General features: G+C 40.3%; 14 protein-coding genes. All 14 read right to left on the bottom strand.

Annotation, left to right across the window (positions count from 1 at the left end; translation table 11 throughout):
* Window positions 1-86 precede the first annotated feature (86 nt).
* A complete protein-coding gene (gene argH / locus AB8M93_RS02635) occupies window positions 87-1,364 on the bottom strand; it encodes an argininosuccinate lyase (RefSeq protein WP_373056077.1) in 1,278 nt (425 codons plus the stop codon).
* Window positions 1,365-1,413: 49 nt separating this feature from the next.
* Window positions 1,414-2,490: a M20 family metallo-hydrolase gene (locus AB8M93_RS02630; protein ID WP_373056076.1), complete on the bottom strand. Its 1,077-nt coding sequence runs from the start codon at window positions 2,488-2,490 to the stop codon at window positions 1,414-1,416.
* A 1-nt stretch (window position 2,491) separates the two neighbouring features.
* A complete protein-coding gene (gene argB / locus AB8M93_RS02625; RefSeq protein ID WP_373056075.1) occupies window positions 2,492-3,271 on the bottom strand; it encodes an acetylglutamate kinase in 780 nt (259 codons plus the stop codon).
* A gap of 182 nt (window positions 3,272-3,453) precedes the next feature.
* A complete protein-coding gene (locus AB8M93_RS02620; RefSeq protein WP_373056213.1) occupies window positions 3,454-4,395 on the bottom strand; it encodes an N-acetylornithine carbamoyltransferase in 942 nt (313 codons plus the stop codon).
* Window positions 4,396-4,500: 105 nt separating this feature from the next.
* Window positions 4,501-5,628: an aspartate aminotransferase family protein gene (locus tag AB8M93_RS02615; protein ID WP_373056074.1), complete on the bottom strand. Its 1,128-nt coding sequence runs from the start codon at window positions 5,626-5,628 to the stop codon at window positions 4,501-4,503.
* Between the two features lie 2 nt (window positions 5,629-5,630).
* Window positions 5,631-6,425, bottom strand: a complete 795-nt coding sequence (proC, locus tag AB8M93_RS02610; RefSeq protein WP_373056073.1) for a pyrroline-5-carboxylate reductase — start codon at window positions 6,423-6,425, stop codon at window positions 5,631-5,633.
* 123 nt (window positions 6,426-6,548) lie between these two features.
* Complete coding sequence (locus AB8M93_RS02605; RefSeq protein ID WP_373056072.1) at window positions 6,549-6,722, bottom strand: hypothetical protein; 174 nt, start codon at window positions 6,720-6,722, stop codon at window positions 6,549-6,551.
* A 76-nt stretch (window positions 6,723-6,798) separates the two neighbouring features.
* Complete coding sequence (gene argC / locus AB8M93_RS02600; protein ID WP_373056071.1) at window positions 6,799-7,764, bottom strand: N-acetyl-gamma-glutamyl-phosphate reductase; 966 nt, start codon at window positions 7,762-7,764, stop codon at window positions 6,799-6,801.
* On the bottom strand, window positions 7,761-8,948 hold the full coding sequence (locus AB8M93_RS02595; protein WP_373056070.1) for an argininosuccinate synthase: 1,188 nt from the start codon (window positions 8,946-8,948) through the stop codon (window positions 7,761-7,763). The genes argC and AB8M93_RS02595 overlap by 4 nt, the downstream gene beginning before the upstream one ends.
* A 136-nt stretch (window positions 8,949-9,084) precedes the next feature.
* Entirely contained in the window at window positions 9,085-9,714 is a 630-nt protein-coding gene (locus AB8M93_RS02590) for a GNAT family N-acetyltransferase (RefSeq protein WP_373056069.1), read from the bottom strand.
* Between the two features lie 328 nt (window positions 9,715-10,042).
* Window positions 10,043-11,317, bottom strand: a complete 1,275-nt coding sequence (ilvA, locus tag AB8M93_RS02585; RefSeq protein WP_373056068.1) for a threonine ammonia-lyase IlvA — start codon at window positions 11,315-11,317, stop codon at window positions 10,043-10,045.
* Window positions 11,317-12,792, bottom strand: coding sequence for a ketol-acid reductoisomerase (gene ilvC / locus AB8M93_RS02580; RefSeq protein WP_373056067.1), 1,476 nt, complete (start codon window positions 12,790-12,792; stop codon window positions 11,317-11,319). Before ilvC ends, ilvA begins: the two co-directional genes overlap by 1 nt.
* On the bottom strand, window positions 12,789-13,328 hold the full coding sequence (gene ilvN, locus AB8M93_RS02575; protein ID WP_373056066.1) for an acetolactate synthase small subunit: 540 nt from the start codon (window positions 13,326-13,328) through the stop codon (window positions 12,789-12,791). The genes ilvC and ilvN overlap by 4 nt, the downstream gene beginning before the upstream one ends.
* Window positions 13,328-15,061, bottom strand: coding sequence for a biosynthetic-type acetolactate synthase large subunit (gene ilvB / locus AB8M93_RS02570; RefSeq protein ID WP_373056065.1), 1,734 nt, complete (start codon window positions 15,059-15,061; stop codon window positions 13,328-13,330). The genes ilvN and ilvB overlap by 1 nt, the downstream gene beginning before the upstream one ends.
* Window positions 15,062-15,064 lie beyond the last annotated feature (3 nt).

The raw sequence follows: 15,064 nt of genomic DNA, 5'->3' as shown, positions 1-15,064 counted from the left end.
CACCTCTCGCTTATTGTGTGGTTTTAGCGGGAGGTTTTTTTTGTTTTTAAATTGTAGGAACTGGAAGCGAATAACTGGTTTGTAATTTAAAGCTTTTCCTTTTTCTTCCTTATTTCTTCAAGTCCAAGATTATCCTTACTGCCAATATGCGTATGTTTCTTACCTTCCGCAGGCTTATATGTATTGTTTTGTACCTGCTCTCCTATTTCTTTATATGCTTCCCTAAAAGATTTCCCCTGCATCACCAGGTCATTAATACTGTCTACCGTAAACAGGTATTTGTATTTTTCATCATGAAGATCAACATCTTTTACTATTATCAGGGAAATGGAATGAATAAAAACATCCAGGATTTCCTTTATATTTTCTACGGAATAAATACTGTTCTCTTTTATAAGCTGAAAATCGCGATGATAACCACTGGGCAGGTTATTGGTGATAAGGATCATCTCATTAGCAATACTTTGTAGTTTGTTGCATTTTCCCCTGATGAGTTCAAAAACGTCAGGATTTTTTTTGTGAGGCATAATGCTGGAGCCGGTAGTGAGTTCATCAGGAAAAGTAATGAAATCGAAATTCTGACTCATATACAGGCAAATATCCATAGCAAAGCGGGAAAGAGTATTTGCTACCGAAGCAATATTAGAAGTTACCGTTCTCTCACATTTCCCCCTGCTCATTTGCGCGGCAACCACATTATATTTTAATGCTGAAAAACCTAATTCCCTGGTTGTAAATTCCCGGTCTATAGGAAAAGAGGAACCATAACCTGCGGCAGAACCCAGCGGATTCTGATCTACAATCTTAAGTCCTGCTTCCAGTAAATAAAGATCGTCAATAAGCAATTCGGCATAAGCCGAAAACCATAAACCGAAAGAAGACGGCATGGCTACCTGAAGATGTGTATAACCCGGGAGCAATTTTTCCTGGTGCTCTTTGGACAGATTTAGAAGCACATCGATTAATTTCTTTGTTTTAGTGGAAATCTCCTGAAGGTTTTCTTTGAAATAAAGCTGCATGGCCACCAAAACCTGATCGTTCCTGGAACGTGCCGTATGGATTTTCTTTCCGGTATCTCCTAACGCTTGGGTAAGTTCAAATTCTATTTTGGAATGTACATCCTCAAAATCTTCTTCAATATGAAACTGCCCATTTTTAAGCTGTTGATGTATTTTCTCCAGTTCAGCTTCAATTTCGCTGACTTCTTCAGCTTCAAGTATTCCAACTTTACCAAGCATTTTAGCGTGCGCTTTAGAAGCTTTCAGATCGTATTCGGCTAAAAACATATCCAGTTCCCGGTCATTACCCACCGTAAATTTATCTATTTTTTTATCTATTGAAATGCCTTTGTCCCAGAGTTTCATATTTTATATATACCAGAAACTCCCAGCTTTTGAAATCTGGAAGCTTTGATTAGTAACTAATTTTTAATGCTTTTTCAAGCAGTTTTATATATTTTTCAATTCCTTCCTCAACTTCTTTCACATAAATAAATTCATCTGCAGAATGTGACCTGGTGGAATCTCCTGGTCCAAGTTTTAAAGAAGGGCATTTAAGCATTGCCTGGTCGGAAAGGGTTGGAGAACCGTACGTTTCCATTCCTAAATCAATGCCCGCTTTTACGAGATCGTGATCCGGCGGGATAGAGGAAGAATTCAACCTCAGCGAGCGCGGAATAATTTCATCTACCGGTGCCTGTTTTTGCAAAATTTCGGCAACCTCAGCATTAGTATAACAATCATTTACACGCACATCTATTACAAGATCTACCTTTGCAGGCACCACATTATGCTGGCTGCCGGCATTAATTTGGGTCACGGTAAGCTTCACCTCGCCCAAAGCTTCAGATTTTTCAGAAAAACTGAAATTTTCAAACCACTGTAATGCCTTTGCGGATTTGTAGATAGCATTATTATTATTGGGGTGTGCCGCATGAGAAGGCGTTCCTTTAACGACTGCGTCAAAAACCACCAGTCCTTTTTCGGCAATGGCCAGGTTCATCAGCGTTGGTTCGCCAACAATTGCCACGTTGATATCTGGCATTTTTGGAAGCAGGCAGGAAATTCCGTTTTTCCCATTGGTTTCCTCCTCGGCAGTACCCGCAAAAACAATATTGTATCCAAGGCCTTCCGCAGCGTAAAAATGGGTGAAAGTTGCCAGCAGCGAAACCAGGCAGCCACCGGCATCATTACTTCCCAGGCCATATAATTTGTCATTTTCAACCACTGCTTTAAAAGGATCCCGGGTGTAACCAGAATTTGGCTTTACGGTATCATGATGGGAATTTAGCAAAAGGGTTGGTTTGGTTTTGCTGAAATTTTTATTGCACGCCCAAACGTTGTTTAAATGCCTGTAGAAGGGAATATTATTTTTCTTGAACCAGTTTTCCAGCAGGCTTGCAGTGCCCTCTTCTTCTCCTGAAAAAGACCGGGTTTCAATAAGATTTTTGAGCAGCGCTAAAGCTTCCTGCTGTAAATTGCCAATTTCCATCTTACTTTATAATTTTTGTATGTATAGCATTTTTCTTGAGCAGGTTGGAATCTCCCAGAAATATTTTACTCACTCCATTATTTAGCGCTTCGAAACAATTTTGTAGTTTAGGCAGCATTCCATCGCTTATAATTCCACGATTTAATAACTGCTTATAAAGCTGTTCATCTATATCTTCAATAACAGATTCGTCATTTTCAACATCGGTAAGCACTCCTTTTTTTTCAAAACAGTAGTAAAGCTCGGTATCATAAATTCCGGCCATGGCCTTGGCAATTTCAGCAGCGACAGAATCACCATTGGTATTGAGCAATTCTCCCCTGCCGTCATAGGAAATCGCGGAAAAAACAGGCGTGATATTTTGTTGTAATGTAGCCGAAATAAAGCCCGTGTTCACCCGCTCAATGTCTCCAACAAAACCAAAATCCACTTCCCCTATTTCTCTTTTATTGGAAATAATCGTTCCGGCATCGGCCCCACAAAGCCCCAAAGAATTGGTGCCAATAGCCTGTAATTTTGCCACAATATTTTTATTGATGAGGCCACCGTACACCATTGTAATTACTTTCATAGAATTGGCATCTGTAATCCTGCGACCCTCTACCATTTTGGTTTCATAACCTAATTTTTCAGCCAGTTTTGTGGCCATTGTGCCACCCCCGTGGACCAGAATTTTCGGAAAAGGCAAAGCGCAGAAATCTTTCAAAAACTCCCTAAGCTTATTTTCATCTTCAATAAGCTTCCCTCCTATTTTGACAACTTTTAATATTTGTTTTTCCATTTTTTCTGAATTTAATCCGTCCCTGCTTGAAATAATGAACAGAAGCAGAAGTTTTTACATAAGCTTTTTTTTCGCTCCGTTTTACTCCGCTCGCAAAGAAGCCAAACTTAACCGACGTTTCTAAAATGATGCACAACTAAATTCTCTTCACTCTTCACTTTTCATTTTTCACTTTTCACTATTCACCTTTCCAGTAGTCTCTTCAAAACGGCCTGTGCTGCAAAAGTCCGGTTATTTGCCTGGTGGATGACAACCGAATTATAACTATCCAAAACTTCATCGGCAATTACCACATTTCTTCTTACCGGCAGGCAATGCATCACTTTAGCATTGTTAGTTAATTTAAGCTTTTCTTCAGTAAAGGTCCAGCTTTCTTTAACTTTTGGTTTGCCGCCGTAATCTGAATAACTGCTCCAGTTTTTTACATAGACAAAATCAGCATTTTTAAGCGCTTCTTCCTGATCGTGAACCACTGGAACCTCTTTGGTAATTTCAGTATTCAGATCGTAACCTTCAGGATTTGCAATAACAAAATCCACTTCTGATTTCTGCATAATTTCAGCAAAAGAATTAGGCACAGATTGTGGCAATGCCTTGGGATGAGGCGCCCAGGTAAGCACCACCTTTGGCCTTTTGGTTTTCTTTAATTCTGAAATGGTGATGGCATCAGTAAGCGCCTGCAGCGGATGGCCCGTTGCACTTTCAAGATTAACAACAGGTACTGAAGCATATTTCTGAAAACTCTTAATGACCAGCTCCGCTTCATCTTTTTCCTTATCTTTCAACTCGGGAAAAGCGCGCACTGCAATAATATCGCAGTATTGAGAAAGTACCGCCGCCGCTTCTTTTATATGTTCAGCTTTTGTTGAATCCATCACCGCACCATCTTCAAATTCCAGTGCCCAGCCATCTTTATCGGCATTCATTACCATTACTTCCATTCCCAATAATTTCGCAGCTTTTTCGGTACTGAGGCGGGTACGAAGACTCGGATTAAAAAACAGCATTCCCAGGGTTTTTCCTTTACCTAATTCAGCTAAAGTATTCTCCTTTTTAAGCTGAATCGCCTCTTCAATTAATTCTTTCAGGTTTTCTATGTCAGATAAAGTGATATAATTGTTCATTATTCTCATCTTCTTTTGTGTTTCCTGCAAGGTCTTCAAGGCCTTGTAGGTTTATATTCTTATCTTCTTTTTAGACTTATAAGGTTTTATAAACCTTGCAGGAATTTATTTCAATGCGGTTTTCAAAGCTTTAAAAAACACATCGAAGTGTTCTTTTTTAATATTCAGAGGAGGTAAAATTCGCAGTAAATTCTTGTTTGAAGCAGCGCCGGTAAAAACCTGTTGCTTGAACAGCAGATCCTTCCTGAGCTGGGCTACTTCAAAATCAAACTCCAGCCCAATCATCAAACCTCTTCCTTTTATCTTTTTAATCTGCGGAATTTCAGCCGCTTTTTCCTTTACATAATCAAAAAGCGCTGCTGCATTCTGAAGCAACTGTTCCTTTTCAATAATATCAAGAACAGCAATGCCGGCAGCACAGGCAAGATGGTTCCCGCCAAAGGTGGTCCCCAGCATTCCGTATTTTGGCTCAATTTTTTGATCTATTAAAATTCCACCGACAGGAAATCCATTTCCCATTCCTTTGGCTACAGAAATAATATCAGGCCTGATGCCATGCTTCTGAAAAGCAAAAAATTCGCCTGTCCTGCCATAGCCCGCCTGGACCTCATCTGCAATAAAAACAGTATTGTGTTTTTCACATAATTCCGAAGCTTCTTTATAAAATTGGGTGCCGGCTTCATCCAAGCCACCTACGCCCTGGATCACTTCCAAAATAACAGCTGCAGTATCATTCTTCTGTAATTCTTTTTCTAAAGCTTCAATATCGTCAAACTTCAGTTTTACCACCTTGTGGCCCTGATTATAAGGGGACTTAATAGCTTCGTTATCGGTAACAGCCACCACTCCGGAAGTCCTTCCGTGGAAAGCCTTTTCAAAATAAATCACTTTATCCTTTCCCGTATGGAAGGAGGCCACCTTTAAAGCATTTTCATTCGCTTCAGCCCCAGAATTACACAAAAACAGGCTGTAATCCTTAACTCCGGAAAGTTTTTCCAGTTTCTCTGCTAATTCATCCTGCAGCGGATTTTTAACCGAATTGGAATAGAATCCAAGTTTTCTAGCCTGATTGCACAAAGCTTTTACATAAGCCGGATGGGAATGCCCTATAGAAATTACCGCGTGCCCACCATAAAGATCAAGGTATTTATGGCCTTCCTTATCAGAAACGTAAGCGCCTTCTCCTTTTACGGGAGTAATATCATAAAGGGGATAAACATCAAATAATTCCATATTTACTGGTCAGATATATTATTGATTTTTTTAAACGATGCCTGGATTCCTTTAATTAGTGAGGAACTAAGCCCGTTATGCTCCATTTCATTTAATCCTTCAATAGTACAGCCGCGCGGGGTGGTAACTTTATCTATTTCTTCCTCTGGATGATTGCCAGATTCTATTAGCAGGCTTGCTGCGCCCAGGCAGGTTTGCATAGAAAGCTCGTGCGCATCTTTCGCGTCAAAACCAAGCTGCACTGCTCCCTGGGTTGTAGCGCGGATGAGGCGCATCCAGAATGCAATCCCGCTGGCACAAATCACCGTTGCGGCCTGCATCTTATTTTCGGTAATGATAATGCTGCTTCCCAGGCGGTTGAAAATAGCTTCGGCTATAGCGATCCTTTTTTCGCCTTTTTCATTACTGCAAAGGCAGGTCATCGATTTTCCCACAGCTATGGCAGTGTTGGGCATTGAACGAATAATAAAATGTTCTTCTCCTACAATAGCTTCCATACGCGGAATTTTAAATCCTGTAACCGTTGAAATGAGCACATGTTTATCTGTAAGTTCTTCTTTTATTTCTTCAAGGATGCGCTCCAATTGCGTGGGTTGCACCGAAAAAATAAGGATATCAGACTTTCTAATGGCTTCCAGGTTATCTGTAGTTACCGTTACCTTTGGATATTCTTCATATTCCTTAATGTCGTCAATCTTTCTTTTGGTAAGGTACAGTGTGGTAAAGGCATTGCTGAATATTAATCCTTTAGCGATAGAGATTCCCAGGTTTCCGGCTCCTATAATGGCTATTTTCATTATTTATTATTTTAAATTTTGAATGATGAATTTTAAATTTTTGTCCACCGGATTTTCAAATTCTTCTACTTTTCACTTTTCACTCATTTCTCCCGCAGATCCCGCAGATTTCCGCAGAATTTTTCACTTCTTTTTTCGCTTTTCACTCTCCACTTCTTCTCCCACAGATTTCCGTAGAAAAACAAGAACTTCATCTTCAACTTTACAGCTTCCAACTTCAAAAAAACCACCCCGGCCTTCGGCCACCCCTCCTTTAAAAGTAGGGGGGCTCTTAACCCTTATTTTTTCATATTCCATAATCAAAATTTTCACTTTTCACTTTTCACTTTTCACTTTTCACTTTTAACCCTGACTTTTTACCTCATTAACGTTATCAAAAATAATTTGCCTTCAGCTTTAATCCTGCGGTTTCTTCAAAGCCGAAAATTAAATTCATATTTTGAATCGCCTGGCCCGATGCCCCTTTCAGCAGGTTATCAATAATACTGGTAATTAAGAGTTTATTCCCAAATTTTTGCAATTTCAGCAGGCATTTATTGGTATTTACCACTTGTTTTAAATGCAGCTCCTCTTCCACTACAAAAGTAAAAGCAGCATCTTTATAGGTTTCCTGATAAAGCTCCTTTGCTTCTTCCAGACTGCCCGAAAACCTTGTATAGGAAGTTGCATGGATTCCGCGGGAAAAATTTCCCCTGTTCGGAATAAAATTCACTTCTACCGAATGATTTGGCTGCAACAATTCCAGGCTTTGTTTTATCTCATTTAAATGCTGATGTTCAAAGGACTTATAAGCCGAAAAGTTATTGTCACGCCAGGTGAAATGAGTGGTTTCCGAAAGTGATGTTCCCGCTCCCGTTGCACCTGTAACGGCATTAATGTGAATTTCATCATTCAACAAATTTGCTTTGGCAAGCGGCAGAATTGCCAGGCTTATGGCCGTGGCAAAACACCCGGGATTGGCAATAAAATTGGCATGCTTAATTTCTTCTTTTTTAAATTCCGGAAGGCCATACACAAAGGAATGCTTCCCGTCTTCCATTCGATAATCGGTACTTAAATCTATAATTTTTGTATTTTCTGAAAACTGATTTTCCAAAAGGAATTTTATGGAATTGCCATGTCCCAGGCAAAGAAAAACAACATCCACATCTTTATTGATTTCCCCGCTGAATGTAAGATCGGTTTCTCCCAATAAATCCTGATGAACCGCTGCCACAGGTTTTCCAGGTTGAGAAGTACTGTAAACAAAATTAAGCCTGGCCGCGGGATGCCTTAATAATATCCGGATAAGTTCCCCGGCGGTATATCCCGCTCCTCCTATAATTCCGGCTTCTATCATTGCTCCTGTGTTACGTGTTGATAAATCTTTCCGGCATTTGCCTGGATCTTAATAAAACCTTTCGCATCTTCAGCAGTCCAGGCTTTATTTTCCTCACCATATTTTCCGAAGCTGCTATTCATTAAATCAAACTTGGATTTTATTCCATCGAGGCTAAAACGATAAGGATGCAGCGTTACAAATACTTCTCCCGTAACCTGTTTTTGGGAACTTTGTAAAAAAGCTTCAAAATCGCGCATCACGGGTTCCAGATATTGCCCTTCATGAAGATGTGTCCCGTACCAGTTGGCGATATAATCTTTATGCTGAAGCTGCCATTTACTTAAAGTGTGCTTTTCCAAAAGATGGTGCGCTTTTATGGTAATTAATGCTGCGGAAGCTTCAAAACCAACTCTTCCTTTAATGCCTATAATAGTATCCCCAACATGAATATCCCGTCCAATGGCATATTTTGAAGCCAGGCCTTCCAGGGTTTCAATATTTTTCACCGGCATATTTTCTTTGCCATTTACGCCGGTAAGTTCCCCTTTTGTAAAATGAAGGCGTATTTGTTTAGGCTCCTTTTCCTTTAATTGTGAAGGATAAGCTTCTTCGGGAAGAGGCTTTTCTGAAGTCAGCGTTTCCGATCCTCCCACACTGGTTCCCCATAAGCCGCGGTTAACAGAGTATTTGGCTTTCTCCCAGTTCATTTCTACGCCGTTGGACTGTAAGTATTCAATTTCCTCCTGCCGGGTTAATTGCTTATCTCTAATGGGAGTGATAATATTAATTTTTGGGGCCAGAATTTGAAAGATCATATCAAATCGCACCTGGTCATTCCCGGCGCCGGTGCTCCCATGCGCAATATATTCAGCGCCAATTTCTTTTGCATAATTCACAATTTCAATCGCCTGTACAATACGCTCTGCACTTACCGAAAGCGGGTATGTATCATTTTTAAGCACATTCCCGAAAATGAGAAATTTCACCACTTTATCATAAAAGGAAGTAACGGCATCAATATTTTTATAGGTTTTAGCGCCAATTTTTTGTGCATTGGAGCCTATTTTTTCGATTTCTTCCTGAGAAAATCCACCGGTATTCACGCTTACCGCATGGACTTCAAAATTTTCTTCTTTAGACAAATATTTCGCGCAGTAAGAAGTATCGAGACCTCCACTGTATGCTATAACTACTTTTTTCATTTTTAAATATTTTTTCGCTACGAATACGCGAATAATTTTTATTGGTTTTGCTCTTCTTCTTTTTTAAGGAGCGTGTTTAACCTTTCCGGCGCTCTATGGGAGCGCCACCTTCCCTTAAAAAAAGGAAAGGAGCAAATCAGTTTTCGCTTTTTTCTTTTTTGTAGAAAAGCGTTTGCTTTATATTTTTCAACCTTTGAAAAGCCTTATCGTTGAGGCTGTCTTTCTTCTCTTTGATATTTTTCTTTTTTTCAGGATCATACATCATTCCGGTACAAAGGCACATTTTACGTTCTGTCCTGGTAAGGATATCGTAATTTTTACAGGTTTGGCAACCTTTCCAAAAACTTTCATCATCGGTTAATTCTGAAAAAGTTACCGGCTGGTATCCCAGTTCATAATTAATTTTCATGACCGCCAGCCCTGTGGTAATTCCAAATATTTTCGCTGAAGGATACTTCTCCCTGGAATATTTAAAGATCACCTGCTTAATATCTTTGGCAAGTCCCTGATTTCTATAATCGGGATGTACAATAAGCCCGGAATTGGCCACATATTTCTCATGGCTCCAGGTTTCTATATAGCAAAAACCAGCAAATTTATCACCATCCAGCGCAATTACAGCATTTCCTTTTTCCATTTTGCTGATAATGTACTCCGGGGTACGGCGCGCGATACCCGTACCGCGTACCTTAGCCGATTCTTCTATAGTTGTACAAATAATCTCTGCGTAAGAAGCATGAGATTTATTAGCAATGACAATTTTCATGTGCTAAGAAATTAAGTTGAGAAAAAATTAAATCGATTTTTGTTTTCTGAAGGGGAACCGGACTCACCTAAGTTCCATAAGGGAATATACGCACTTACGTGCGGGGGAAAAAGCGGCGCATGGGAGTTAATTCAGAAGTGATTCTGAAAACTTTGATTAGTAATATGTCGCTTGATTTTTTCAATGTAGTGATTTCAATAATATTAAAAATATAAATGATTTTAGCTTACCTGCAAATACGCGGGCAGCGGCAAAAATCGGATAATATTATGTTGTGCTTCAAAATCATAATATAAAAATACATTTTTTTTTATTCCCACAAACTCCTTCAGACCAAAAATTGAAATAAATTTGGTTTATCATTTAAATACTCTCCATAAAAGTTCTTTTTTTTCATCCTTTCTACCAACGGCCCAAAGTCGGCAGGGTCTTTTAATTCAATTCCCACCACGGCAGGACCATTTTCCCGGTGGTGTTTTTTAGAATATTCAAAATGGGTAATATCGTCATGTGGCCCGAGGACTTTAGCCACAAATTCTTTTAAAGCACCCGCTCTCTGCGGAAAACTTACAATAAAATAATGCTTCAATCCGGAATAAAGCAGTGCCCGTTCCTTGATTTCTGCAGTCCTTGTAATATCATTGTTACTGCCGCTCACGATGCAAACCACATTTTTACCTTTTATATCTTCAGTAAAATAATCCAGGGCGCAAATAGCCATTGCACCCGCCGGCTCTACCACAATCGCATCCTGATTGTAAAGATCTAGAATGGTCTGGCATATTTTACCTTCCGGAACGGTAACCATCTTATCCAGGTTCTCCTTACAAATTGCAAAATTCCTCGAGCCCACTTTCTGAACTGCGGCACCGTCTACAAAACGTTCAATATGAGGAAGTTCAATTACTTTTCCTTCTTTTAAGGAAGAAGTCATGGAAGCAGCACCTTCCGGCTCCACCCCTATTATTTTAGTGTTCGGAGAAAGTTGTTTAAACACCGAAGATATACCTGCCAACAATCCGCCACCTCCAAGAGGAGCGAAAACGTAATCTATGGGGGCATCGGCCTGTTCCAGGATTTCCAGGGCAATGGTAGCCTGGCCTTCAATCACCTTTTCGTCATCAAAAGGATGAATAAAAACAAGCCCAAATTTATCTCCGTGCTTTAGCGCATTCTTATAGGAATCATCAAAAGTGTCTCCTTTTAAAACCACTTGTACCCAATGCCCACCAAACATCTGGGTTTGTTCCACTTTTTGCCGCGGTGTGGTAATGGGCATATAGATGATGCCTTTTGCCCGTAATCTATTACAGGCAAAGGCAACCCCTTGTGCATGGTTTCCGGCACTGGCGCAAATTACTCCTTTGTCCAGCTGGTCCTGCGGCAAACTTGAAATCTTGTTATAAGCCCCCCGGATTTTATACGAACGTACCTGTTGCAAATCTTCCCTTTTAAGCATAATACGCGAATCGTATCTTTTGCTATAAGTAAAAGAATCTGCAAGCGGGGTTTTCACCACCACTTTTGAAATTCGTTCCGCGGCTTTTTCCACCGCTTCCATTGTGGGTTTATATGTTTTCTTGTTCGCCAGCAAAGTCTCCATTATTGATATATTTTTTTCATTGCAGTCATGGCCTTTCTGAGTACGCCACCAACTTTTTCCACAGGATGATTCCTTATACTATCATTAACCGATATTAATTCCTGATTATCCACCCCGGTATAATGGGTTCCATATGATTTTCCTGCCACTTCCGGTTCCAGATTATTTACATAATCTTTGATAAGAGGTTTGGCGGCATGATCAAAAAGATAACACCCATATTCGGCAGTATCTGAGATTACCCGGTTCATTTCATATAATTTTTTACGGGCAATAGTATTGGCGATTAGAGGAGTTTCATGAAGGGATTCATAATATGCAGATTCTGCTATAATTCCTGCTTCCACCATGGTTTCAAAGGCAAGTTCTACGCCAGATTTCACAAAAGCAACCAATAGCACCCCCTTATCAAAATATTCCTGTTCTTTAATTTCTTCGGAAGTTGCCTCGGTTTTTTCAAAAGCGGTATTCTCTGTAGCAGCCCGCCATTCCAGCAATTCTTTATCGTCATTTGCCCAATCTTTCATCATGCGGCTGCTAAATGCCCCTGAAATGATATCGTCCATATGTTTTCTGAAAAGGGGGCGCATTTGCTCCTTTAATTCTTCAGAAATCTCATTAGCCCTAATTTTGGCAGGATTGGAAAGCCTGTCCATCATATTGGTAATTCCACCATGTTTTAAAGCTTCAGTAATGGTTTCCCAACCATACTGAATAAGTTTTGCTGCGTAAGAAGCTTCTACTCCATCTGCAACCATCTTGTTAAAAGTTAAAATAGACCCGGTTTGAAGTACTCCGCACAAAATGGTTTGCTCTCCCATTAAATCAGATTTTACTTCAGCTACAAAAGAAGAAGCCAAAACGCCGGCTTTGTGCCCTCCCGTTGCCACGGCATAGGCTTTAGCCCATTCAAAACCAATGTCCTGAGGATCATTTTCTGGATGGACCGCGATAAGTGTTGGTACGCCAAAGCCTCTTTTATATTCTTCCCGTACTTCAGAGCCCGGAGATTTAGGAGCAACCATAATTACGGTAATATCATCTCTCACCTGCATTCCTTCTTCCACGATATTAAATCCGTGGGAATAAGAAAGGACGGCGTCTTTTTTAATATGAGGCAAAATGGCATTTACCACAGCGGTATGTTGCTTGTCTGGGGTAAGGTTGATCACCAAATCTGCCTGCGGAATCATTTCCTCATAGGTACCGACTTTAAAATTATTTTCTGATGCATTTTTGTACGACTGGCGCTTATCCTTAATTGCCCCTTCGCGAAGCGCATAAGAAATATCGAGACCACTGTCCCGCATATTTAAACCCTGGTGAAGTCCCTGGGCGCCACAGCCCACAATAACTATTTTTTTGTTTTTTAAGGCAGCCACCCCGTCACTGAATTCGTCCAGCGCCATAAACCGGCAGGTTCCCAGCTGGGCTAATTGTTCACGTAAAGAAAGGCTGTTAAAATAGTTTGTCATGATATTGAGTTTGTTGTATTAAATTTTTCTAGTATTCCTGAAATTGGCATTTCGTTTTTTGTTACAGCAATGGTGCCCGATCTTACAAACTGCATTAATCCGTATGGTTTCAAAATTCCATACAGATGATCTACTTCATGACGTTTTCCTGTTTTTTCAATTACAAAAAATTCCCTTGTAACTGTTACGATCCTGGCATTGGTTTCTTTAATAAAATCCTGGATGTTATGATCATCCAGAAAATCTTCTGATTTTATTTTATAAAGTGCAGTCTCTTGAAATATGGTCTCCTTATCTGTATGATAAAAAGCTTTTATTACTTCAATCTGCTTTTCGATTTGCCCGACGATTTTCTTTATCTGCTCTTCAGTTACATTAACTATAATAATAAAACGCATTACATCGTTCACTTCACTTTGGGAAGCCGTAATACTTTCTATATTAATATGCCTTTTCAGAAAAATTGCGGCAATCCTGCTTAATAAGCCAAGGTTATTTTCCGTATAAATAGATACGGTATAGGTTTTCTTTTCCATTACTCCAATAGTATTTCTGAAACTGATGCCCCGGTTGGAATCATTGGGAACACGTTTTCTTCCTGTTCAACTTTTACTTCAAGGAAATAGGCTTCTTCAGATTCCATCATTTCCTTAACAGCATCTTTTAATTGCGCCCTTTCGGTCACCTGATTTGCTTTAATATGATATCCTTTCGCTATAGCAACAAAATCAGGGTTTGTCATTTCTGTGGAAGCATATCGCTTATCAAAAAACAATTGCTGCCATTGCCTTACCATTCCTAAAAATCCATTGTTTAAAACCACAATTTTCACCGGCACTTTAGTCTGGAAAATAGTACCTAATTCCTGGATAGTCATCTGGTAACCGCCATCTCCAATAATAGCCACCACATCGCGGTTCTTAGCTCCCATTTTTGCACCTATAGCCGCGGGAAGTGCGAAGCCCATAGTTCCCAATCCACCGGAAGTCACATTGCTCCTGGTTTGATTAAATTTTGAATACCTGCAGGCGACCATCTGGTGCTGCCCAACATCAGAAACAATTACGGCGTCGCCTTTGGAGCTTTTATTAATTTCATCAATCACCTCTGCCATCCCTATTTTTCCACGTTCAGCATTAAGATCGTTTTTTATAATTTTATCGTACTCAATTTTATAATGGTCTTTGAACCGCTGATGCCAGGCTTCGTGCTTATTAGGCTTCAACAGCTCAAGCAGGAGCTTCAAAGTTTCATTTACATCGCCAAGTACAGGAATATCGGCATGTACATTTTTGTTAATCTCGGCAGGATCTATTTCAAAATGGATCACTTTAGCCTGTTTTGCATAATGTGCCAAATTCCCAGTAACCCTGTCGTCAAACCTCATCCCGATTGCGATAAGCACATCACATTTATTAGTAAGCATATTGGGACCATAGTTGCCGTGCATCCCAACCATTCCAACGTTTAACGGATGTTCGGTAGGCAAGGCAGATAATCCCAGGATAGTCCACGCTGCGGGAATACCTGCTTTTTCAACCACCTGCTTCAGCAAAGCTTCAGCGCCTCCAAGAATTACTCCCTGTCCCCAAACAATCATGGGTTTTTTGGCATTATTAATAGCCTCGGCAGCGTCCTGAACCTCCACAAGATTCACTTCCGGCAGTGGTTTATAACTGCGTATTCCTGAACATTTTTTATAGCTAAACTCTAATGCAGCAAATTGTGCATCTTTAGTAATATCTATTAAAACCGGACCGGGACGTCCCGATTTGGCGATATAAAAAGCTTTTGCCATCACTTCCGGAATCTCCTCGGCCTTTGTAATCTGGTAATTCCACTTAGTAATAGGAGTGGAAATCCCCACAATATCGGTTTCCTGAAAAGCATCGCTTCCCAATAAATGTGAGCCTACCTGGCCTGTAATACAAACCATTGGTGTGGAATCTATTTGAGCATCGGCAATACCGGTGACCAGATTGGTGGCTCCCGGGCCGGAAGTAGCCACGGCAACCCCTACTTTTCCACTTACCCGGGCATAACCCTGGGCGGCATGTGTAGCTCCCTGTTCATGCCTGGTGAGGACGTGATGCAGCTTATCCTGATACTTATACAATTCATCATAAACCGGCATTATTGCGCCGCCAGGATATCCATAAATAGTATCCACTCCTTCTTCCAGCAAACACATTATTACCGCCTCGGCCCCGGAAACCCTGGTAGTGGTTTCTGTTGCCTTTTTTTCAAAACTAGCTGTTTTTACTTCCATAAT

Origin of the sequence: Autumnicola aciditolerans, assembly GCF_041679265.1 — a bacterium.
Lineage (GTDB): Bacteria > Bacteroidota > Bacteroidia > Flavobacteriales > Flavobacteriaceae > Autumnicola.
Note: the sequence above shows the minus strand (reverse complement) of the source record. Positions and strands in the feature narration are given on the sequence as shown.

Excerpts from the sequence above, each read along its gene's own strand:
- argB (WP_373056075.1), bottom strand. The coding sequence starts at position 3,271 with ATGGAAAAACAAATATTAAAAGTTGTCAAAATAGGAGGGAAGCTTATT.
- proC (WP_373056073.1), bottom strand. The coding sequence starts at position 6,425 with ATGAAAATAGCCATTATAGGAGCCGGAAACCTGGGAATCTCTATCGCT.
- ilvN (WP_373056066.1), bottom strand. The coding sequence starts at position 13,328 with ATGGAAAAGAAAACCTATACCGTATCTATTTATACGGAAAATAACCTT.
- argH (WP_373056077.1), bottom strand. The coding sequence starts at position 1,364 with ATGAAACTCTGGGACAAAGGCATTTCAATAGATAAAAAAATAGATAAA.
- ilvA (WP_373056068.1), bottom strand. The coding sequence starts at position 11,317 with ATGGAGACTTTGCTGGCGAACAAGAAAACATATAAACCCACAATGGAA.
- AB8M93_RS02615 (WP_373056074.1), bottom strand. The coding sequence starts at position 5,628 with ATGGAATTATTTGATGTTTATCCCCTTTATGATATTACTCCCGTAAAA.
- AB8M93_RS02605 (WP_373056072.1), bottom strand. The coding sequence starts at position 6,722 with ATGGAATATGAAAAAATAAGGGTTAAGAGCCCCCCTACTTTTAAAGGA.
- AB8M93_RS02620 (WP_373056213.1), bottom strand. The coding sequence starts at position 4,395 with ATGAACAATTATATCACTTTATCTGACATAGAAAACCTGAAAGAATTA.
- ilvB (WP_373056065.1), bottom strand. The coding sequence starts at position 15,061 with ATGGAAGTAAAAACAGCTAGTTTTGAAAAAAAGGCAACAGAAACCACT.
- AB8M93_RS02590 (WP_373056069.1), bottom strand. The coding sequence starts at position 9,714 with ATGAAAATTGTCATTGCTAATAAATCTCATGCTTCTTACGCAGAGATT.
- argC (WP_373056071.1), bottom strand. The coding sequence starts at position 7,764 with ATGATAGAAGCCGGAATTATAGGAGGAGCGGGATATACCGCCGGGGAA.
- AB8M93_RS02630 (WP_373056076.1), bottom strand. The coding sequence starts at position 2,490 with ATGGAAATTGGCAATTTACAGCAGGAAGCTTTAGCGCTGCTCAAAAAT.
- ilvC (WP_373056067.1), bottom strand. The coding sequence starts at position 12,792 with ATGACAAACTATTTTAACAGCCTTTCTTTACGTGAACAATTAGCCCAG.
- AB8M93_RS02595 (WP_373056070.1), bottom strand. The coding sequence starts at position 8,948 with ATGAAAAAAGTAGTTATAGCATACAGTGGAGGTCTCGATACTTCTTAC.